This window comes from Cellulosimicrobium sp. NPDC057862, from assembly GCF_042797035.1.
GTDB lineage: Bacteria > Actinomycetota > Actinomycetes > Actinomycetales > Cellulomonadaceae > Cellulosimicrobium.
In genome coordinates, this window is sequence record NZ_JBHVMH010000007.1 from 93,907 (window position 1) to 114,232 (window position 20,326).

The 20,326-nt window shown below is 73.3% G+C and carries 18 protein-coding genes; 13 read left to right on the top strand and 5 right to left on the bottom strand.

Going from position 1 to position 20,326, the window contains the following annotated elements; translation table 11 throughout:
* Positions 1-53: 53 nt before the first annotated feature.
* Entirely contained in the window at positions 54-752 is a 699-nt protein-coding gene (locus ACFVN3_RS11110) for a GTP pyrophosphokinase family protein (RefSeq protein ID WP_378232986.1), read from the top strand.
* 48 nt (positions 753-800) lie between these two features.
* On the opposite strand, the gene ACFVN3_RS11115 is transcribed toward ACFVN3_RS11110, so the two are convergent.
* Both ACFVN3_RS11115 and ACFVN3_RS11120 read right to left on the bottom strand, forming a co-directional pair.
* Positions 801-1,607, bottom strand: a complete 807-nt coding sequence (locus ACFVN3_RS11115) for an ABC transporter permease (protein WP_378232886.1) — start codon at positions 1,605-1,607, stop codon at positions 801-803.
* A complete protein-coding gene (locus ACFVN3_RS11120) occupies positions 1,604-2,575 on the bottom strand; it encodes an ABC transporter ATP-binding protein (protein ID WP_378232887.1) in 972 nt (323 codons plus the stop codon). Before ACFVN3_RS11120 ends, ACFVN3_RS11115 begins: the two co-directional genes overlap by 4 nt.
* A 172-nt stretch (positions 2,576-2,747) precedes the next feature.
* Between ACFVN3_RS11120 and ACFVN3_RS11125 the strand changes: the two genes are divergently transcribed.
* Together ACFVN3_RS11125 and ACFVN3_RS11130 are read left to right on the top strand one after the other, a co-directional pair.
* Entirely contained in the window at positions 2,748-3,950 is a 1,203-nt protein-coding gene (locus ACFVN3_RS11125) for a sensor histidine kinase (RefSeq protein ID WP_378232888.1), read from the top strand.
* The gene (locus ACFVN3_RS11130; protein ID WP_378232889.1) at positions 3,947-4,615 is read left to right on the top strand and encodes a response regulator; all 669 of its coding nucleotides are present in this window, start codon (positions 3,947-3,949) and stop codon (positions 4,613-4,615) included. The genes ACFVN3_RS11125 and ACFVN3_RS11130 overlap by 4 nt, the downstream gene beginning before the upstream one ends.
* Before the next feature lie 41 nt (positions 4,616-4,656).
* Here ACFVN3_RS11130 and ACFVN3_RS11135 read toward each other — a convergent pair whose 3' ends face one another.
* Complete coding sequence (locus ACFVN3_RS11135) at positions 4,657-4,959, bottom strand: DUF1905 domain-containing protein (RefSeq protein ID WP_277514962.1); 303 nt, start codon at positions 4,957-4,959, stop codon at positions 4,657-4,659.
* Between the two features lie 124 nt (positions 4,960-5,083).
* On the opposite strand from ACFVN3_RS11135, the gene ACFVN3_RS11140 reads away from it, so the two are divergent.
* The 3 genes from ACFVN3_RS11140 (at position 5,084) to ACFVN3_RS11150 (ending at position 8,546) form a co-directional block, all read left to right on the top strand.
* Positions 5,084-6,106, top strand: a complete 1,023-nt coding sequence (locus ACFVN3_RS11140) for a Ku protein (RefSeq protein ID WP_378232891.1) — start codon at positions 5,084-5,086, stop codon at positions 6,104-6,106.
* A gap of 124 nt (positions 6,107-6,230) precedes the next feature.
* Positions 6,231-6,683, top strand: coding sequence for a VOC family protein (locus tag ACFVN3_RS11145; protein ID WP_378232892.1), 453 nt, complete (start codon positions 6,231-6,233; stop codon positions 6,681-6,683).
* A gap of 135 nt (positions 6,684-6,818) precedes the next feature.
* Entirely contained in the window at positions 6,819-8,546 is a 1,728-nt protein-coding gene (locus tag ACFVN3_RS11150) for a hypothetical protein (protein WP_378232893.1), read from the top strand.
* 80 nt (positions 8,547-8,626) lie between these two features.
* Here the strand turns inward: ACFVN3_RS11150 and ACFVN3_RS11155 are convergent, their stop codons facing one another.
* On the bottom strand, positions 8,627-9,253 hold the full coding sequence (locus ACFVN3_RS11155; RefSeq protein ID WP_378232894.1) for a TetR/AcrR family transcriptional regulator: 627 nt from the start codon (positions 9,251-9,253) through the stop codon (positions 8,627-8,629).
* Positions 9,254-9,474: 221 nt separating this feature from the next.
* Here ACFVN3_RS11155 and ACFVN3_RS11160 point away from each other — a divergent pair, with 221 nt between their 5' ends.
* The 6 genes from ACFVN3_RS11160 (at position 9,475) to ACFVN3_RS11185 (ending at position 16,751) form a co-directional block, all read left to right on the top strand.
* The gene (locus ACFVN3_RS11160) at positions 9,475-11,043 is read left to right on the top strand and encodes an MFS transporter (protein ID WP_378232895.1); all 1,569 of its coding nucleotides are present in this window, start codon (positions 9,475-9,477) and stop codon (positions 11,041-11,043) included.
* A 97-nt stretch (positions 11,044-11,140) separates the two neighbouring features.
* Positions 11,141-13,018: a metallophosphoesterase gene (locus tag ACFVN3_RS11165; protein WP_378232896.1), complete on the top strand. Its 1,878-nt coding sequence runs from the start codon at positions 11,141-11,143 to the stop codon at positions 13,016-13,018.
* 54 nt (positions 13,019-13,072) lie between these two features.
* On the top strand, positions 13,073-13,777 hold the full coding sequence (locus tag ACFVN3_RS11170) for a YceI family protein (protein ID WP_378232898.1): 705 nt from the start codon (positions 13,073-13,075) through the stop codon (positions 13,775-13,777).
* Between the two features lie 35 nt (positions 13,778-13,812).
* Positions 13,813-14,547, top strand: a complete 735-nt coding sequence (locus ACFVN3_RS11175; RefSeq protein WP_378232899.1) for a metal-dependent transcriptional regulator — start codon at positions 13,813-13,815, stop codon at positions 14,545-14,547.
* Between the two features lie 117 nt (positions 14,548-14,664).
* Positions 14,665-15,960, top strand: a complete 1,296-nt coding sequence (locus tag ACFVN3_RS11180) for an MFS transporter (RefSeq protein WP_378232900.1) — start codon at positions 14,665-14,667, stop codon at positions 15,958-15,960.
* 134 nt (positions 15,961-16,094) lie between these two features.
* Positions 16,095-16,751 carry a vitamin K epoxide reductase family protein gene (locus ACFVN3_RS11185; protein ID WP_378232901.1) on the top strand — a complete coding sequence of 219 codons (657 nt, stop codon included), beginning with the start codon at positions 16,095-16,097 and terminating at the stop codon, positions 16,749-16,751.
* A 49-nt stretch (positions 16,752-16,800) separates the two neighbouring features.
* Here ACFVN3_RS11185 and ACFVN3_RS11190 read toward each other — a convergent pair whose 3' ends face one another.
* Entirely contained in the window at positions 16,801-17,244 is a 444-nt protein-coding gene (locus ACFVN3_RS11190; protein WP_047233741.1) for a YbjQ family protein, read from the bottom strand.
* A 67-nt stretch (positions 17,245-17,311) separates the two neighbouring features.
* On the opposite strand from ACFVN3_RS11190, the gene leuS reads away from it, so the two are divergent.
* Positions 17,312-20,311: a leucine--tRNA ligase gene (gene leuS, locus ACFVN3_RS11195; RefSeq protein WP_378232903.1), complete on the top strand. Its 3,000-nt coding sequence runs from the start codon at positions 17,312-17,314 to the stop codon at positions 20,309-20,311.
* Positions 20,312-20,326 lie beyond the last annotated feature (15 nt).

A 20,326-nucleotide genomic window follows, 5' to 3' on the forward strand; every position in this document is an offset into this window, starting at 1 on the left:
ACGTCCCGCCCTCCGGGGAGATCCGTCCGCGGGTGCGCGAGTTCCGCCGGCTGATGATGACGTACAAGTTCGGCATCGACGAGGTGATGACCAAGATCACCGTCCTGCGCGACGAGTTCCGGCACATCCACGACTACAACCCGATCGAGCACCTCGGCTCGCGCCTGAAGTCGATCGACTCGATCTTCGCCAAGGCCCAGCGCAAGGGGATCCCGCTCACCCCGGAGGGCGTGCGCGAGAACATGTTCGACGTCGCGGGCGTGCGTGTGACGTGCAGCTTCGTCTCCGACATCTACCGGGTGCGGGACATGCTCGTCGGCCAGCGCGACCTCACCGTGCTCGAGGAGCGCGACTACATCGCGCACCCCAAGGGCAACGGCTACAAGAGCCTGCACCTCATCGTGAAGGTGCCGGTCTTCCTCTCGGACCGGGTCGAGGACGTCGTCGTGGAGATCCAGCTCCGCACCATCGCGATGGACTTCTGGGCGAGCCTCGAGCACAAGATCTACTACAAGTACCAGCGCGACGTGCCCCAGCACCTCACGGACGCGCTCAAGCTCGCGGCCGACGTCGCGGCGACCCTCGACACGACGATGGAGCGCATCCACGACGAGGTCCGCGAGCTGGACGGGGAGGCCGAGCCCGTCGAGACCGCGGACGCGCTCGTGTCGCCGCGCGAGATGGTCGAGAACTTCATGCGCACGGTGCAGGTCGCCGACGAGGCCTTCCACGAGCGTCGCCGCGACGGCTGACGCCGCTCGCCCTCGGGGCGAGCGGCGACGGCCGGCGGCGGGGCGGGCTCAGGTCCAGCGGAACCAGCGCGCCGCGCCGACGGTGCCGACGACGACCGCGCCGCCGAGCGCCACGAGGTGGGAGACCTCGACGGGCTGACCCGCCCACGCGTCGCCGAGCGCCTGCACCGCGGCGCCGAAGGGCAGGAGCTCCCCGAGCCGCGCGACCGGTTCGGGGAGGTTGGACACGTCGCCGAACATGCCGCCGGTCGCCCCGAACGCGAAGAACGCGACGAGGCCGAGCGCGAGCGCGGCGTTCGGGGTCGGCGCGACGGCGGCCACGAGCATCCCCACCGCGTACATCGCGGCCGACGCCAGGGCGAGCACGCCGAGCGCGACCCCGGGGGACGCGGGGAGCCGCGCGTCGAACGCGGCCGTCGCGACGACGAGGGCGAGCGCGACGCCCCCGGCGGTCTGGGCGAGGCTCACCACGACCTGCGCGACGAGCACCATCGCGGGCGACGCGGGCGTGACGGACAGGCGCTTGAGGACGCCGGACCGCCGGTAGTAGGCCAGGAAGCTCGGCATGTTGATGACGCCGATGATCCCGACGACGATCGCGAGCACGACCGGGATCACGAAGACGTCGAACGCCGTCCTGCCCCCCGAGCCCGGGAGGACCATCGTCGTGGCGTCGCTGACGCCGTACATGACGAGGATCAGCACGGGCATGCCGAACGGCATGACGAGCCCGGCGGTGTCGCGCGCGACCATGCGCGCCTCGGCGCCGATCAGCGCGACCCACGCGCGCGGAGCGGGCCGGGTCGAGGCGCGCCGCCCGGACGGCGTCGTGACGGCGGGGACGGTCGTGGTCATGCGGCCTCCTCGGTCGGGGCGGTCGTCGCGCGGAGACCGCGCGACGGGTCGTCGGTGAGCGGGCGTCCGGTCAGGGCGAGGAACGCGTCGTCGAGCGTCGCGCGCTCCAGCCGGGTCTCCGTCGCCACGACGCCGGCCCGCACGAGCGCGGTGCTCACCTCCTGGAGCAGGTCGCCGCGACCGGTCACCACGACCTGCTCGCCGCGGACCGTCACCTCCTCCACGCCGGGGACGCGGTCCAGGAGCGCCCCGGGGAGCGGCTCCGTGACGCGGAAGCGCACGCGCTGGTCGAGCCCGGCGCCCGCGACGAGCCCGGCCGGGGTGTCGTGCGCGACGACGCGGCCGCTCTCGAGGAGCGTCACGCGGTCGCACAGCCGCTCGACCTCCTCCATGAGGTGCGAGACGAGGAGCACGGTCGCTCCGCCGTCGCGCAGGTCCTCGACGACGCCCCACACCTGGCGGCGCGCCTGCGGGTCGAGCCCGGTGGTGAGCTCGTCGAGAATCACGACGCGCGGATCCCCGACGAGCGCGAGGACGATCGCGACCCGCTGCTGCTGACCTCCCGAGAGCCGCTCGTAGCGCACGTCGCGCTGCTCCTCGAGCCCCAGCATCGCGACCAGCTCGTCGGGGTCGCGGCCCGTGCCGTAGAACGTGCGGTAGAGGTGCGCGAGCTCGCGCACCGTCAGCGCGCCGTGCAGGAAGCCCGACTGGAGCTGCACCCCCAGCACCTGGCGCACCGCGGCACGGTCGGTGAACGGGTCGAGGCCGAGCACCTGCACGGTCCCCTCGTCGGGGCGGCGCACGCCCGCGACCATCTCGACCGTGGTCGTCTTGCCCGCCCCGTTCGGGCCGAGGATCCCCAGGACCCCGCCCTCGACGGCGACAAGGCTGACGTCGTCCACCGCCGTCGTCGTGCCGCCCCTGCGCCGGTAGCGCTTGGTGAGGTGCCGTGCGTCGACGGCGTCCATGTCGTCCTCCCTCGTCGTCGGTGCGTCCGTGCGACCGGTCAGGTCGGTCCCGCCCGGTCGCTCCGTCGACGCTAGGGACCACGGTGACCGTCGCGCGCGTGCCGGTCGTCACCGACGGCGCCCATGACTTCCGGCACGTCGCGCCCGGCCGGATGGTCCGTAGGGTGGAGGGATGCGACGGACCGACCCGGAGGTGTGGGCGGGCATCGCGATGCTCGTCGTGGTCCTCGGCATCGGGGCGCTCGTCCTGATCGCCGCGGCCGGCTCCGTGACGGTGCCGCTCGGCGCGTGGCTCGGGGTGTTCGCCGCGTTCGTCCTGGTCACCGTGGGGATCGCCCTCGGGCCGGGGTTCGCGACACCCCGGGCGTACACCTTGCTCGGGGCGCAGGTCGTCCTGGTCGCGACGCTCGTGCTCACGGCCCCCGGCGCGGGCTGGCTCCCGATCCTGCTCGTCGTCGTCTCGGCCCTGAGCGTCTACGTCGCCCCCGTCCGCGTCGTGGCGGTCGTCGTCGCCGTGAACACCGTCGTCGCCGGGGCCGCCGTCGGCCTGCGCGGCTCCGTCACCGACGCCCTGCTCACGGCGACGATCTACCTGCTGCTCCAGGTCGCGAGCGTCGGCTCGACCCTCGCCCTCCAGCGCGAGCGGCGCATGCGCGAACAGCTCGCCGTCGCGCACGTCGAGCTGCGCGCGGCGGCCGTGCTGCGGGACGAGTCGACGCGCTCCGAGGAGCGGCTGCGGATCGCGCGCGAGCTGCACGACGTGCTCGGCCACCAGCTCACCGTGCTCGCGCTCGAGCTCGAGACGGCGAGCCACCAGGACGGCGAGCGGGCGCGCGAGCACGTGGTGCGGGCCAAGGACGTCGCCCGCGAGCTGCTCGGCGACGTGCGTGCCACCGTCGGGGAGCTCCGGCGGCACGCGCCGAGCCTAGAGGAGTCGCTCGGCTCGCTCGTCGAGCGGGTGGCCGTGCCGCGCGTGCGCGTCGCCGTCGACGGCGGCGTCACGGTCGACGAGGAACAGACGGTCGTGCTCGTGCGCGTGGTCCAGGAGGCGCTGACCAACGCGATCCGGCACGCCGAGGCGACCGTGCTCGACGTGACCGTCACCGCCGAGGAGGGCCGGGTACGGCTCGTCGCGCAGGACGACGGGTGGGGCGCCGCCCGCGTGGAGCCGGGCAACGGGCTGCGCGGGATCGAGGAACGGGTCCGCGCCGCCGGCGGGACCGTCCGCCTCGACGGCCGGAGCGGGTTCCGCGTCGAGGTCGAGCTCGCCCCCGAGCGCCTGGCCGCTCGCGCCGAGCACCGCCGCGCCGGGGGAGACGTGCTGGCGAGCTCGCGCGGCACCGCCCCGGTGCGCCCGACGGTGCCGGGCGCATGAGCGACGCCGCGGTGCGCGTCTTGCTCGTCGACGACCAGACCCTCGTGCGGCAGGGGATCCGCAGCCTCCTCGAGCTCGCGCCCGACGTCGACGTCGTCGCCGAGGCCGAGGACGGGATGACGGCGCTCGCGGCCGTGCGCGAGCACGCGCCCGACGTCGTGCTGCTCGACCTGCGCATGCCGCGCCACGACGGGATCTGGGCTCTCGAGGCCCTGCGCAAGAGCGGCGACGACACCCCGGTGCTCGTGCTCACGACCTTCGACGACGACGCCCTCGTCCTGCGGGCGCTGCGTGCCGGCGCGCGCGGCTACCTCCTCAAGGACGTGACGCTGGAACAGCTCACCGGCGCCGTCCGGACGCTCGCCTCCGGCGGCACGCTCGTGCAGCCGTCGATCACGGACCGTCTGCTGCGCGCGGTCCGGGCGGGGGAGCCCCCGGCCGAGGAGGCGGACGACGGTCCGGTGGTCGTCCAGGACCTCACGGAGCGCGAGCTCGAGGTGCTCCGCCTCGTCGCGGCCGGCTACTCGAACCGCGAGATCGCGCACGCCCTCTTCCTGGCGGAGGGGACCGTGAAGAACCACGTGTCGACCGTGCTGCTCAAGCTCGGGGCGCGCGACCGCACGCGCGCCGTCCTGCGCGCGCTGCACCACGGTCTCCTCGGCTGACGCGGTGGGAGCGGCGCACGTGCGCCCGGCACGGACCGACGTCAGAGCAGGGTCTCGACGCCGATCGTCACCCGGTCGCCGACGTCGACGCCCTCGGCGTGCCGCACCGCGGCCTTGATGGGGACGACGAACGTCTTGCGCTGCGCATCGGGGAACACCGACGTCGACCAGCGCTGCGCCCCGAGCGTCACCTCGACCTTGACGGAGCCGAACCCCGCGGGCGGGAGCGGGAGCTCCGCGATCTCGTCGCTCACGTCCTCCGGCAGCGCGGCGAACACCCAGCTGTCGGTGCGCGCCTCCCACCGCCACAGCTCTGCCTCGAACTCGAACCTCGTCCCCGCCACGAGACCATGGTGCCGCGAGCCACCCACACGCGCGCCGCCGTCGGGCAGCCCGCGGGCTTCGCCCGCACGCGACCCGGCGCCGCCACCCCTCGCGGGCGGGCGCGCGGGGCGCCACCATGGACGGATGAGGGCCATCTGGAAGGGCGCCGTCACGTTCGGCCTCGTCAACGTCCCCGTCAAGGTGTATTCCGCGACGGAGGACCACGACGTGCCGCTGCACCAGGTGCACGACAAGGACGGCGGGCGCATCCGCTATCGGCGCGTGTGCGAGATCGACGGCGAGGTCGTGCCGTACGAGCACATCGACAAGGCCTACGACGACGGCGAGAGCACGGTCGTGCTGACCAAGGAGGACTTCGCCGCGCTGCCCGCCGAGCGCAGCCGCGAGATCGAGGTCGTCGAGTTCGTGCCGAGCGAGCAGATCGACCCGCTGCTGCTCGACCGCAGCTACTACCTGGAGCCCGACTCGACCTCCAACAAGGCGTACGTGCTCATGCGCCGCACGCTCGAGGAGACCGACCGCACGGCGATCGTGAAGTTCGCGCTGCGCCAGCGCACCCGGCTCGCCGCGATGCGCGTGCGGGACGACGTGCTCGTGCTCCAGACGCTGTTGTGGGCCGACGAGGTGCGCGAGGCCGCGTTCCCCTCGCTCGACGCCGAGGCCAAGGTGACGGACAAGGAGCTCGCCATGTCGGCGCAGCTCGTCGCGAGCTTCGAGGCCGACTTCACGCCCGAGGAGTACGAGGACGACTACCAGGCGCAGCTCCGCCAGCTCATCGAGGCCAAGCTCGAGCAGGGCGACGCGCTCGACACCGCCGAGACGTTCGGCGAGCAGCCCGAGGAGGGCGAGGGCGCCGAGGTCATCGACCTCATGGAAGCCCTGCGCAAGTCCGTCGCCTCGTCGAAGAGCAGCCGTGCGAGCGGGTCGGGGTCGTCCGGCGGGTCGACCGCGAAGGGCGGCTCGGGCCGTAAGGCCGCCTCGTCGTCGGGCAAGGGCTCCTCGGGGTCCCGGGCGAAGAGCTCGGGGGCCAAGGACGAGGATTCCAAGTCCGCGGCCAAGAAGAGCTCGAGCCGCTCGTCGACCTCGAAGGAGAAGACGACGACGAAGACGACGGCGAGGTCGACCCGCAAGAAGGCGTCCGCGTAGGGAGGCCTGGCCTGCTGCCGGTCGCGACCGGGTGGTGGGCGATGAGTTCGGCGCCCGGCGCGCGTCGGAACGGTGAGGACGGTCGTCCGGCCGTCCAGAAGACCTGTGACGAACGGAGACGACGATGCGCGCGATCGTGCCGAGCCTGTGGTTCGACGGCAACCTCGAGGAGGCCATCACCTTCTACTCGAGCGTCTTCCCCGACGCGAAGGTGGGCGACGTGTTCCGCCAGCCCGACGGCACGGCGGTGTCGGCCGACTTCGAGCTCGCCGGGCACCGGTTCGCCGCCATCAACGGCGGCCCGCAGTTCCCGTTCACCGAGGCGGTGTCGTTCGTCGTCGAGTGCGAGTCGCAGGACGAGGTCGACGAGTACTGGGCCGCGCTCACCGACGGCGGGCAGGAGTCGCAGTGCGGCTGGCTCAAGGACCGGTTCGGGCTGTCGTGGCAGGTGGTCCCCGTCGAGTTCCTCGCGATGCTCCAGGACCCGGACCCCGCCCGCGTCCAGCGCGTCGTCGACGTGATGATGACGCAGGCAAAGCTCGACCTGGCCCCGCTGCGGGCGGCGTTCGACGGCTGACCTCTCCGGTCTTCCGACCGGCGACCCACAGGTGGTACGCCGGAGATGTCCAGACCCTGCCCAGGTCTGGTTGAATGCGCTCGTCATCTCCGCCGACGGCCCGCGCCGTCCTCTCGTGAAGGACCACGACACCGAGTGAAGAAGCTCCTTGCCGGCACCGTGGGGACGGTGCTGGCCCTCGGCGGGCTGGGCGTCGCCACCGCGACCCCCGCCGCCGCCGCTACCCAGTACGTGCAGCCGTCCTGCAACTCCCTCAACGTCAGTCTTGACGGGTATCCCGCCGGGTCGACGTTCACGCTCACCCTCGACGGTGAGACCGAGACCGCTACCTTCGACGGTTCCCACGGGGTCTGGCGGGACCTCGACTTCTCCGCGCCGCACGACTGGAGCGTCGTCGTCGACGCCCCGGACGGCGCGGACGGTGACTTCTCCGACAGCGGCACCACGACGCCGTGCGACACCGACCCGGACGTCTCGGCGTGGGTGGTCGCGTCCTGCGGCGAGCTCGTCACGAGCGTCACCCAGTACCCCGAGGGCTCGCGCGTCGTGACGACGATCGACGGCGAGGTTCGACAGGACACGTCGGCCGCCCTCGCGTACTGGGGGACGTGGAGCCTCGACTGGCAGGTCGCGCACGACTGGTCCGTCGTCCTCGACTCCCCGGACGACTCCCTCGACCGGACATGGTCCGGGATGACCGAGCCGTGCCGGTTCGACCCGCGGCTGCGCGTCGACGTCAACGCCTACTGCGAGACGTTGACGGTCTCGGTCGACGGGTACCCGGCAGGCACGGAGCTCGCCGTGCGCGTGGGGGACGAGGTCGTCGGCGAGGTCGCGATCGACGAGAGCGGGTACTTCTGGGGCGAGTGGGCAGTCGACGGGACAGCCGCGCAGGCGTGGTCCGTCGAGGTCGACGCCGTCGACGACGCTCTCGACCGTACCGAGTCCGGGCTCTCCGAGCCCTGCTGGGTGCCACCGACCACGGTGGAGCCGGTGACTCCGGGCACCGTGACGGACTGCGCGGCGACACCGGACGACGTCGTGCTTCCTGACGACACCGAGGCGATCAGCTATTCGCGCACGGACCGAGGGATCGTCGCGACGCCGTCCGCGGGCTACGAGTTCCCGCTCTGGGGCGGAGCCTGGGAGATGGACGGCGACGGACGGCTCCTGCTCAGGTGGCGCGCCGTCGTCCAACCGCGCTGCGACCTCGAGGTCGTCTCCGTGACGCCGGTGTGCGACGAGGGCGCGCCGGCCGTGGACGTCGTCGTGTCGCCGCCGTCCGGCGCTGACGCAGGGACGCTCGAGATGGACTGGGTGGGGCCGAACGAGGGGTATGACGACGTCGTGTACGGCGGCGGTGGGTTCGGGCAACCGTTCACGAGCCGTCAGCCGTGGCCGACGTTCGTCACGTACGACGACGGCACGGTCTCGCCCTCCTACAGCCCTGAGTGGCGCCTGGAGGACGTCGACCTGCTCTTCGGCGTCTCGGTCCCGGTCGACGGCGGGTCGTACTCGCGGTACCACCGGGCCCTCTGGGAGGACGCCCCGACGGCCGACCCCTGCGCCGACGACCCCGGGCCGCACTTCTCCGTCGACGTGAGCCAGCGCTGGATCGCGGGCAAGCTGTACTTCGCGGTGCGCGTGCTCAACGAGGGTGACAGCACCGCCGACGTGAGCGTCGAGACGCCGTTCGGCCGCAAGCACTTCCCGCGCGTCGCGGCGGGAGCGAGCGCGTACCAGGCGTTCGCGGTGCGGACGACCGAGCCGGTCGAGGGCCAGGTGGACGTCTCCTTCACGGCCGACGTCGACGGTGAGTCGGTGACGCGCGCGCGTTCCGTCCCGTTCTGGCTCGGCGGGTAATCGCGGGCGACGCCCGAGCACGAGGGCCCGGTGGCGCGTCGACGGACGTGCCACCGGGCCCTCCCGCGTGAGGGGACTGCTCAGCCCGTCGACGCGCGGCGCAGCGCGACGAGCTCGCCGATGAGCCGGAGGAGGTCGTCGACGTCGTCACCCGGGCGCGGCCCCCGGAAGGCGAGGTCCTCGCCGGCGGTGTCGGCGCCGTCGTCCACCTCGCCACCGCCGGTGACGCGCCCGAGCACGTCGCTGCTCAGCGCGGCGTGCGCGTAGAGCCCGTCGCTGAGCAGGACGATCGCGTTCGCGACGACGGGGTCGCCGACCTCGTCGAGGACGGCGCGGGTCCACGCGTCGTGCGCGCCGTCGAGCGCCGCGCGCGCGCGTGGGTACGACCCCTGCGCCAGGCGCGAGACGGCGAGGTAGACGAGCTCGAACTCGGTGTCGACGAGCGTCGAGGTGCGGATGAGGTAGTCGACGGCACCCGCAGGTGCAGCGCGCATCCTCTCGACGTCGGCGGCGGTGAGCTCGCGCAGGTGCGCGGTGAGACCGTCGGCGAGCGCGTCCTTGGATCCGAAGTGGTAGAGCAGGCCGCCCTTGGAGACGCCGGCACGCTCGGCGACGGCCTCGAGCGTGGCGGCGCGTTCGCCCTGCTCGACGAGCAGGGACGCGAACGCGCGCAGGACCTTGGCGCGGGCGGCAGGGGGCGGCGGCATGGTTCCGAGGGTAGTGGGAGGGCGTGGTGCGCTGGCCGTTCCGGCCGGGGGGTGGGGCCGCAGGCGACGGTCGGCAGGGGAGAGGCGTCGGTGCGCAGCGTCACACCGTGCTCGGGATGACGCCGAGGCTCGAGATCGTTACTGTACCGTCTGGACGGTTTGGAAGTTCGGCGCCACCGCGCTGCCCCGACCGCCCGCAGAACGTGGAAGGACCTCTCGCCGTGACGACCCCCGTGACGACGACCTCGACGGCCGGCCGGACCGCACCCGCCCAGCACGCGCCCGCGACGCGCGGACCCGCGCGCGGCGCCGCCGGCCGCTGGTTCGCGCTCGCCGTGCTCATGCTCCCGGTGCTGCTCGTGTCGATCGACAACACCGTGCTGAGCTTCGCGCTGCCCCAGATCTCCGAGTCGCTGCGCCCCAGCGGGACGCAGCTGCTGTGGATCATCGACATCTACCCGCTCGTGCTCGCCGGCCTGCTCGTGCCGATGGGCTCGTTCGCCGACCGCGTCGGACGCCGCCGGCTGCTCCTCGTCGGCGCCGTCGGTTTCGCGGCCGTGTCGGTCGTCGCCGCGTACGCGCCGTCGGCCGGCGCGCTCGTCGCGTCCCGCGCGGCGCTCGGCTTCTTCGGCGCGATGCTCATGCCGTCGACGCTCTCGATCCTGCGCAACGTCTTCGTCGACCGCGAGGAGCGCCGTCTGGCCATCGCGATCTGGGCGGCCGGGTTCGCCGCCGGGTCGGCGCTGGGCCCGATCGTCGGCGGGTTCCTGCTCGAGCACTTCTGGTGGGGCTCGGTCTTCCTCCTCGCCGTGCCCGTGCTCGTGCTGCTGCTCGCGCTCGCGCCGTTCTTCGTGCCCGAGTCGCGCGACCCCGCCCCGGGCCGCATCGACGTGCTGTCGATCGTGCTCGTCATGGCGACCATGACCCCGGTCGTCTACGGCATCAAGATGCTCGCCAAGTCCGGGGTGAGCACGCTCGCGCTCGGGAGCGTCGTCGTCGGGCTGGCCGCCGGGGCGCTGTTCGTGCGCCGCCAGCTCCGCCGTCACGACCCGATGATCGACGTGCGCCTGTTCACCCATGGGGCCTTCAGCGGCGCCGTGCTCGTCAACCTGCTGTCCGTGTTCTCGCTCGTCGGGTTCCTGTTCTTCGTGTCCCAGGACGTGCAGCTCGTGCTCGGGCTCACGCCGATGCAGGCGGGCGTCGCGCTCCTGCCCGGCCTGCTCGTCATGATCGTGGCGGGCCTGGGCGTGGTGCGGGTCGTGCGCCGCGTGCGCCCGGCGCACGTCGTCGCCGTCGCGCTGCTGTTCTCCGCGACGGGGTACGCGATCGTCGCCGCGGGCGCGGGGCAGAGCACGCTCGCGCTGCTCATGGTGGCGTTCGTCGTGCTGTCGCTCGGCGTCGGCGCGGCCGAGACCGTGTCGAACGACCTCATCGTGTCGTCCGTCCCCGCCGCCAAGGCGGGTGCGGCGTCCGCGATCTCCGAGACCGCGTACGAGGTCGGTGCGGTCCTCGGCACCGCCGTGCTCGGAAGCATCCTCACGGCGTCGTACCACGCGAACGTCGTCGTCCCGGCAGGCGTACCCGCGGCCGACGCCGTCGCCGCGGCCGAGACGCTCGGGGGCGCCACCCAGGTCGCGTCCACCCTGCCCGCCGGGCAGGCGCAGGCGCTGCTGGACTCCGCGCACGCCGCGTTCGGCAGCGGCGTGGGCACGACGTCGCTCATCGGCGTGGTGCTCATGCTCGTCGCCGCGGGCGTGGCGCTCGTCACGCTGCGGAACGCGAAGTCCTGACGACGCGCCGTCCCGCGTGCCCCGCCGCACCCTCGCGGCGGGGTGCGCGGCCCTCGCGGTTGGCGGCGGGAGCCCGGATCCGGGAGGCTGGGCGGTGATGAGCCGTCCGCACCGCACCCCGCCCCGCTGGGTCCGCTGGACCCTCGCCGTCCTGCTCGCGCTCGTGCCGTGCGTCGTGTGGGGGGTGACGACCGCGACGGCCGAGCGCAGCCTCGGCCCGCACGAGGCGCTCTACGAGGTCACGACGAACGGCCTCGTCACCGTCGACCTCGGCCCGCTCGGCACCATCCAGATCGACTCTCCGCTGCCGCTCGGCCTCGGCGCCGACGTCACGGTGGAGGAGATCCCCGCCGACCTCACCGCGGTCGGGCAGGCCGACACGCTCGAGGGCCTGTCGCAGGACCTCGAGGACTACCTGCGCTTCTTCGGCGGCCCGCAGGAGACGATCGGGTCCGTCGCGCGGGCCCTCGTCGTCGACGCGCTGCGCCGGACCGGGTTCGCGATCCTTGTCGTCGCGGCCGTCGGCGCCGGGCTCTACCTCCTGCTCGGCCCGCCGCGCCGCCGCGAGCTCACCGAGCGCGTCGCGCCGCGGACGTACGAGATCACGGCGGGGGTCGTGCTCGTGTCCCTCGTCGGTGCGTCGCTCGTCGCGAGCGACCCCGGCACGACGACAGGCCCGTCCCAGCGCGCGTCCGCCGTGTTCGACGGGACCCCGCTCGAGGGCGCGCGTATCACCGGCCGGCTCGCGGGCGTCGTCGACACCTACGGCGCCATGCTCATCGACCTCTACCGCGAGAACGAGGACTTCTACGCACGCGCGGACGCCAACCTCGTCGCCGCGTGGGACCGCCGTGAGCGCATCCAGCGCCTGACCGCGCCGCTGGCCGCGGCCACCACGACGTCCGACGACGAGCCCTCACCCGACGACGAGTCCTCGCCCGACGACGCCACGTCGCCCGACGCGACCACCACGACGGGGGACGAGGACGGTGCGACCGACGCTCCGCCGTCGGGCACCGGTGGCGAGGACGCGGGCGGGGACGTCTCCGGCGCGGAGGGGTCGGCCGACGCGGAGACGACGGAGGAGCCGGCTCCGGAGCCCGCGGCCGAGGAGGACCTCGTCACGCTCCTGGTCGTGAGCGACCTGCACTGCAACACGGGCATGACGCCGCTCGTCCGGACCGCGGCCGAGCGCTCCGGGGCGTCGATCGTGCTCAACGCCGGGGACACGACGATGAACGGCACGGCGGTCGAGTCGTTCTGCGTCGACTCGTTCGCGTCCGCGGTGCCGAAGGGCGCGACGATGGTCGTCTCCGACGGCAACCACGACAGCGTCGAGACCTCGGCGCAGGAGCGCGCCAACGGCCAGACCGTGCTGGACGGGAAGGTCGTCGAGGTCGAGGGGATCCGCATCCTCGGCGACCGCGACCCGCTCGAGACGCGCCTCGGCCTGGGCAGCCAGCCTCCTCGCGAGGAGACCCCCGAGGAGTATGCGACCCGGCTCACCGAGGTCGCGTGCGCCGAGCAGGAGGACGGCGACGGGATCGACCTCCTCCTCATCCACACGCCGCGCATGGGGAACGAGGCGCTCGACTCCGGCTGCGTGCCGAACCAGATCTCCGGCCACATGCACACCCGGTCCGGCCCGGAGCGGATGGGCGGCGGCGTCCGGTACGTGAGCGGCAGCACCGCGGGGGCGGTCAAGGACCAGCTCCGCATCGGCCCGCTCAAGGGCACGGCCGAGATGACGGTGCTGCGCTTCGACCCTGAGCGGCGCCGCATCGTCGACTGGCAGCTCGTGCAGATCGGGACCGACGAGTCGGCGAAGGTCTGGCCGCGCATCGCCTGGCCCACGCCGTCGGGCGTGCCTGTCGTCGAGGAGCCGGCCGGCGACGACGGCGGCGAGGAGGGCGTCGAGGGCGGGGACGTCCCCGCCGACGAGCCCTCCGACGACGTGCCCGCCACCGAGGGCTGAGACGGCGCGCGTCGGTCCTGGCCGCGCGTGGCCGGACACGGCAGGATGTGCCGTATGAGCAGGTCCACGCGCTGGATCGTCGTGTCGGTGGTCCTCGCGCTCGTCGTGGTGCTTCTCGCACCCTTCGTGTACTCGGAGGTGCGCGAGGGCCGCACGCCGCCGCCGCTGGGCCTGCAGTCGCCGGGGGAGTCGACGGCGTCGGCCGCGCCCGCCGTGCCCGGCCCGTTCGACGTCGACGGCGAGTGGGTCGTCGGCCCCGGGTCCGAGGCGGGCTTCCGCGCCGACGTCCTGGACGTCCCGGCGGACGAGGCCGTGCTCCTGGGTGTCACCCCGGACGTCACCGGGACGTTCCGCGTGCGGTCGGGCTCGCTGCAGACCGCGACGGTGACGGTCGAGACGACGACGCTCCGGACCGGGTCCTCCGTGGCAGACCGCCAGCTCCAGCAGGCGCTCGAGACCGACCTCTACCCGACCACGCTCTTCTCGCTCACCTCGCCGCTCGACGTCAGCGAGCTCTCGTCCACGACGGCTCCGGTGCGCCTCGAGGCGTCTGGCGCGCTGACGATCCGCGACGAGACCGAGGCCGTGACGGTGGCGCTCGAGGCGCAGCGCTCCGGGGACGGGGTGCTCGCGACCGGTGCGATCGGCGTCCGCTTCTCCGACTTCGGCATCGCCGTGCCGCCCGTCGCGCCGGTCCAGGTGCGCGACGAGGGCACGGTCGAGGTGCGGCTCCAGCTCGTCCGACCCGCGACACCCTGAGGACCGCGGTCGAGCCCGTGACCTAGGGTGGACGGGTGGACCACCCGACCGACCTGACGCCCGTCGCCCAGGACTACCTCAAGGTCGTCTGGGCCGCCCAGGAGTGGTCGGACGAGAGGGTGACGACCAAGCTCCTCGCCGAGCGCATCGGCGTCGGCGCCTCCACGGTCTCGGAGACCGTGCGCCGTCTCAGCGCCCAGGGTCTCCTCGAGCACGCGCCCTACGGGGCGATCACGCTCACCGAGCGCGGGCGCAGCCTCGCGCTCGCCATGGTGCGACGCCACCGGCTGCTCGAGACCTACCTCGTGTCCGAGCTCGGCTACGGCTGGGACGAGGTGCACGACGAGGCCGAGGTGCTCGAGCACGCCGTCTCCGACCTGCTCATGGAGCGGATCGACGCGCGCCTCGGGCACCCGACGCGCGACCCGCACGGCGACCCGATCCCCGGGGCGGACGGGAGCGTCGTGCGTCCGCCCGCGGTGCCGCTCGCGGACCTCGTGGTGGGAGACCGGGGGACCGTGGCGCGGATCTCCGACGCCGACCCGGACGTCCTGCGCTACCTCGCGGAGATCGGCGTCGGTCTGGACACCGGCGTCGAGGTGCGCGAGCGCCGCGAGTACGCCGGCATCCTCTCCGTCGTCTGGTCGCCGCCCGGCGCTGCCGGGCCGGGCTCCGGCCCCGACGCCGCGCGCCCGACGCCGCCCGCGCAGCTCGGCCTGCGCGCCGCGGACCACGTGTGGGTCGTGCGCGCGGAGCCCGTCTCCGCCTAGACTGACGGCCTGCCCCTGTTCTCGTCGCCGACGTCGCCGACACCCCTCGAATCGATTCGATCGCTATTTCGGTCCGAGACCTCCACCGCCGCCCTGCCCACGACGCCCGAGGACACCATGACCGACAGCACCGCCACGCCCGCGCCTGCCGCGGACGCACCCCCCACGGGCACGCCCCCCGCGAGCGCCGGACGCCTGCGCGGGGCCGGACCCGCGCTCCTCGCGCTCGCGATGGGTGGCTTCACCATCGGCACGACCGAGTTCGCGACGATGGGCCTGCTGTCCGACATCGCGACCGACCTGGACGTCTCGATCCCCACCGCGGGTCACGCCATCACGGCCTACGCCGTCGGCGTCGTCGTCGGGGCGCCGCTGCTCACCGTCGTCGCGGCGCGCCTGCCGCGCAAGACGCTGCTCCTCGCCCTCATGGCGTTCTACACGCTCGGGAACCTGTTCTCCGCGACCGCGGGGAGCATCGAGACGCTCGTCGCCGGGCGGTTCCTCGCAGGCTTGCCGCACGGCGCGTTCTTCGGCGTCGGGGCCGCGGTCGGCGCCGCCGTCGCCGGCCCCGGGCGCCGCGGGCGCGCCGTCGCGACCATGATGGCCGGGCTGACCATCGCGAACGTCGTCGGCGTCCCGCTCTCGACCTTCGCCGGGCAGCAGCTCGGCTGGCGCGCCGCGTTCGTCGTGGTCGGCGCCCTCGGCCTCGTCACGCTCGCCGCCCTGTGGCGGCTCGTCCCGACCGGCGCGGGCAACGAGGACTCGAGCGTGCGCCGTGAGCTCGGCGCGCTGCGCAACGGGCCCCTGTGGCTCGGGTTCGTCGGCGCCGCGGTCGGGTTCGGCGGCATGTTCGCCGTCTACTCCTACGTCGAGCCGACCATCACGCGCGTCACTGGCCTGTCGTCCGCCGCCGTGCCGCTCGTGCTCGCGATCTTCGGCGTCGGCATGACCGTCGGCACGATCCTCGGGGGCCGGCTCGCCGACCGCTCCGTCATGCGCACCGTCTACCTGGGGTTCGTCTCCACGGGCGTGACGCTCGCGCTGTTCGCCCTCACCGGCCACCACCCCGTCCCCGCCATGCTGTCGCTCTTCCTGCTCGGCGTCACGTCCCAGGTCCTCGGGCTCTCGCTCCAGACGCGCCTCATGGACCTGTCGCCCGCCGCGCCCTCGCTCGGCGCGGCGCTGTGCCACTCCGCGCTCAACGTCGGCAACGCGAACGGCGCGTTCCTCGGCGGTCTCGTCATCGCCGCCGGCTGGGGCTACCTCGCCCCGGCCTGGACCGGCGTCGTCCTCACCGTAGCCGGCCTCGCGATCATCCTCCTCGTCGGCCGCCGCCCCGCCGGCGTCGTCGTCGCCACCCTGCCCGACGACGCCCGCTCGCCTGCCATGGAGCCGGTCAGCCCGCCGAGGTAGAGCCGCGGACCGGGGCTCTACCTCGGCGGACTCCCAGCCGGGATCCAGCGACGCGCGGTAGGTTGTGCCGTGCGTGCACCGCCGTGCGCGCCGTCACGTCCGGCGCGAGCCGGTGACCCACGAGGAGCGTCCCCGTGAGCAAGAGCGCCACCGCCGGTGCGAGCGTGTCCGCCGACCACGACGACGAGCCGCTGCCGTCGTCCGGTCCCCGCCCGATCAGCACGCGCACGATGGGCTGGTTGCTCGTCGTGCTGGGCGTGATCGGCCTCTTCGGCTCGGCGGCGCTGGCGATCGAGAAGTTCCTCAAGCTCGCGGACCCGAACCACGTGCCGTCGTGCAGCTTCAACGCGCTGCTCGACTGCGGCGACGCGATGGATTCCTGGCAGGGCTCGCTCCTCGGGTTCCCGAACCCGCTGCTCGGCATCGCGGCGTTCCCGGTGGTCATCACGACGGGCGTCGTGCTGCTCGCGGGGGCGCGGCTCCCGCGCTGGTACTGGCTGTCGCTCCTCGGCGGGACGACGCTCGGGATGGGCCTGATCGTCTTCCTCATCTGGACGACGATGTACGAGATCTCGGCGATGTGCCCCTACTGCATGGTCGTGTGGTTCGCCATGCTCCCGCTGTTCTGGTACCAGGTGGTCCACGCGGTCCAGGAGGGGTACCTGCCGGCGGGCGACGGCGTGCGTCGCACCCTCGTGGGCAACCGGCACCTGTTCCTGGCGATCGGCTACGTCGCGCTCGTCGCGTGGATCCTGCTGGTCAAGGGCCCGATCATCATGACGCTGTTCTGACGCGCGCCGCGGCCCCGCGACGGTCCGGCGGCGGGCACCGCAGCGTGCGTCAGCGCCAGGCCGGCTGGTCGGGTGCAGCGTCCTGCGGGTAGCCGTGCCCGCCCGGCTGCTGGGGTGCGGGGGCGCCCTGCGCCTGGTGGGCGGACTGCGCCGTCGCGCCGGGCTGGCCCGCCGGGATCGGCGTGACCACGACCGCGGTCCCGTACGCGCACACCTCCGAGAACGACGCCGCGATCTCGCCGGTGTCGAAGCGCATGCCCACGACGGCGTTCCCGCCGCGGCGCTGCGCCTCCTGCACCATGCGGTGCATGACCTCCTGGCGGGACTCGTAGACGAGCTTCGTGTACTCCGTCACCTCGCCGCCGCCGATCGAGCGGAACGACGCGACGAAGTTCGCCCCGATGTTCGCGCTGCGCACGGTCATGCCCATCACCTCGCCGAGCACCGCGTCGATGCGGTAGCCGGGCACCTCGTTGGTCGTCACGATGATCACGGCGGACATCCTCGCACGGGCGGACGGGCCGCCGTCGGGCCTCCCGCCGGCCGGTAAACTCGGCCGGGTGACCACGCCTGACACGACCTCGATCCCGCACGCCCCGGACGCCCCCGCCGCGGGCGGCCCCGCCCACCGCTACACGCCGGCGCTCGCGGAGCAGATCGAGCTCAAGTGGCAGGAGCTCTGGGAGCAGCGCGGCACGTTCTTCGCCGCGAACCCCACGGGGGAGCTCACGGACGGCGACGGCAACGGCCCCGAGGGCGCGAGCCCGTACTTCATCATGGACATGTTCCCGTACCCGTCGGGCGCGGGGCTGCACGTGGGGCACCCCCTCGGGTACATCGCGACGGACGTCGTCGGGCGCTTCCGGCGCATGCGCGGCGAGAACGTGCTGCACGCGCTCGGCTACGACGCGTTCGGCCTGCCGGCCGAGCAGTACGCCGTGCAGACGGGCCAGCACCCGCGCGTGACGACCGAGGCGAACATCACGAACATGCGGCGCCAGCTGCGCCGCCTCGGCCTGGCGCACGACTCGCGCCGCACGTTCGCGACGATCGATCCCGACTACGTGCGCTGGACGCAGTGGATCTTCCTCCAGATCTTCGACTCCTGGTACGACGCCGACGCGCTGCGCCCCGACGGCGGCCGCGGCCGTGCGCGCCGCATCGGCGAGCTCGAGGCCGAGCTCGCCTCCGGGGCGCGCCCGGTCCCGGGCGGTGTCGAGGGCGTCGAGGAGGGTGCGGACTGGGCGACTCTCACGCCGGAGCAGCGCCGCGCCGTCGTCGACTCCCAGCGCCTCGCGTACGTCGACGAGTCGCCGGTGAACTGGGCCCCAGGCCTGGGCACGGTCCTCGCGAACGAGGAGGTCACGGCCGACGGCCGCTCCGAGCGCGGCAACTTCCCGGTGTTCCAGCGCAGCCTGCGCCAGTGGAAGATGCGCATCACCGCGTACGCCGACCGCCTCGCCGACGACCTCGACCTCATCGACTGGCCCGAGAAGGTCACGGCGATGCAGCGCAACTGGATCGGTCGCAGCGAGGGCGCGCTCGTGCGGTTCGCCGTGCTCGGCACGCCCGACGGCGCGAACGACGCCGCGGCGGAGTCCGGCGGCGAGATCGAGGTCTTCACGACGCGCCCCGACACCCTGTTCGGTGCGACGTTCATGGTCGTGTCGCCCGAGCACCCGCTGCTCGACGAGGTCCCGGCGCACTGGCCCGACGGCACGTCGAGCGCGTGGACGGGCGGGCACCGCTCGCCGGTCGAGGCGGTCGCCGCCTACCGCCGCGAGGCCGCCGCGAAGACGGCGGTCGAGCGCCAGGCGGACGCGGGCAAGAAGACGGGCGTGTTCACCGGGCACCTCGCGGTGAACCCGGTGAACGGGCAGACGATCCCGGTCTTCACCGCCGACTACGTGCTCATGGGCTACGGCACGGGCGCGATCATGGCCGTCCCGGGCGGAGACGAGCGCGACTTCGCGTTCGCCGAGGCGTTCGGGCTGCCGGTCGTGCGCACGGTCGAGCCCGAGGGTGGGCTCCCCGAGGACTTCACGGGCCCGTACACGGGCGACGGTGTCGCCGTCGGGTCGTCGAACGACGAGGTGTCGCTCGACGGTCTGGGCGTGGCGGAGGCCAAGCGGCGCATCACGGAGTGGCTCGTCGGCAAGGGCCTCGGCGAGGGCACCACGACCTACCGCCTGCGCGACTGGCTGTTCAGCCGCCAGCGCTACTGGGGCGAGCCGTTCCCGATCGTCTGGGACGAGAACGACCAGCCCGTCGCGATCCCCGACGCGCTGCTGCCCGTCGACCTGCCGGACGTCCCCGACTACGCGCCGCGCACGTTCGACGCCGACGACGCCGACTCGTCGCCCGAGGCGCCGCTCGGCCGCAACGACGAGTGGGTCAACGTCACGCTCGACCTGGGTGACGGCCCGAAGCAGTACCGCCGCGACACGAACACCATGCCGAACTGGGCGGGGTCGTGCTGGTACTACCTGCGCTACCTGGACCCGCGGTGGGACGGCGGCGCGGAGGACGTCGTGGTCGACGGGGGCCTCGAGCGCTACTGGATGGGCCCGGAGCACAACCCGAGCGCCGGTCGCGCCGGGGGAGTGGACCTGTACGTCGGCGGCGTCGAGCACGCCGTCCTGCACCTGCTCTACGCGCGCTTCTGGCACAAGGTCCTCTACGACCTGGGCCACGTGACGAGCGTCGAGCCGTTCCACAAGCTCTTCAACCAGGGCTACGTCCAGGCGTACGCGTTCACCGACGCGCGCGGCCAGTACGTCCCGGCCGCCGAGGTCGTCGAGGAGCCCGCGTCCGACGGCTCGGGCGAGGTCGTGTACCGCTGGAACGGCGAGGTCGTGCAGCGCGAGTACGGCAAGATGGGCAAGTCGCTCAAGAACGTCGTGACGCCCGACGAGATGTACGCCGAGTACGGCGCCGACACGTTCCGCGTCTACGAGATGTCGATGGGCCCGCTGGACCTGTCGCGCCCGTGGGAGACGCGCGCCGTCGTCGGGTCGCAGCGTTTTCTCCAGCGGCTGTGGCGCAACGTCGTCTCCGAGGAGACGGGCGAGCTCACGGTCGTCGACGAGCCCGCCGACGCCGCGACCCTGCGTGCCGTGCACCGCGCCATCGCCGACGTGCAGGTCGAGATGGAGCACATGCGCCCCAACACGGCGATCGCGAAGCTCATCACGCTCAACAACCACCTGACGTCGCTCGACCGCGTGCCCCGTGAGGCCGTCGAGCCGCTCGTGCTCATGACCGCGCCCGTCGCACCGCACATCGCCGAGGAGCTGTGGCAGCGCCTCGGCCACGAGCGCTCGCTCGCGCACGAGCCCTTCCCGACGGCCGACGAGCGCTACCTCGTCGAGGACACCGTGACGTGCGTCGTGCAGGTCAAGGGCAAGGTCCGCGCCCGCCTGGACGTGCCGCCGTCGATCTCCGAGGAGGACCTGACGGCCGCCGCGCTGTCGGAGCCGAACGTCGTGCGCGCGATCGACGGCGCCGAGGTCCGCAAGGTCATCGTCCGCGCCCCGAAGCTGGTCAACATCGTCGTCTGACGCCCCGACCCGCTG

Excerpts from the sequence above, each read along its gene's own strand:
- ACFVN3_RS11145 (WP_378232892.1), top strand. The coding sequence starts at position 6,231 with ATGCGCGCGATCGTGCCGAGCCTGTGGTTCGACGGCAACCTCGAGGAG.
- ACFVN3_RS11180 (WP_378232900.1), top strand. The coding sequence starts at position 14,665 with ATGACCGACAGCACCGCCACGCCCGCGCCTGCCGCGGACGCACCCCCC.
- ACFVN3_RS11130 (WP_378232889.1), top strand. The coding sequence starts at position 3,947 with ATGAGCGACGCCGCGGTGCGCGTCTTGCTCGTCGACGACCAGACCCTC.
- ACFVN3_RS11140 (WP_378232891.1), top strand. The coding sequence starts at position 5,084 with ATGAGGGCCATCTGGAAGGGCGCCGTCACGTTCGGCCTCGTCAACGTC.
- ACFVN3_RS11165 (WP_378232896.1), top strand. The coding sequence starts at position 11,141 with ATGAGCCGTCCGCACCGCACCCCGCCCCGCTGGGTCCGCTGGACCCTC.
- ACFVN3_RS11170 (WP_378232898.1), top strand. The coding sequence starts at position 13,073 with ATGAGCAGGTCCACGCGCTGGATCGTCGTGTCGGTGGTCCTCGCGCTC.
- ACFVN3_RS11155 (WP_378232894.1), bottom strand. The coding sequence starts at position 9,253 with ATGCCGCCGCCCCCTGCCGCCCGCGCCAAGGTCCTGCGCGCGTTCGCG.
- ACFVN3_RS11125 (WP_378232888.1), top strand. The coding sequence starts at position 2,748 with ATGCGACGGACCGACCCGGAGGTGTGGGCGGGCATCGCGATGCTCGTC.
- ACFVN3_RS11110 (WP_378232986.1), top strand. The coding sequence starts at position 54 with ATGATGACGTACAAGTTCGGCATCGACGAGGTGATGACCAAGATCACC.
- ACFVN3_RS11115 (WP_378232886.1), bottom strand. The coding sequence starts at position 1,607 with ATGACCACGACCGTCCCCGCCGTCACGACGCCGTCCGGGCGGCGCGCC.
- ACFVN3_RS11120 (WP_378232887.1), bottom strand. The coding sequence starts at position 2,575 with ATGGACGCCGTCGACGCACGGCACCTCACCAAGCGCTACCGGCGCAGG.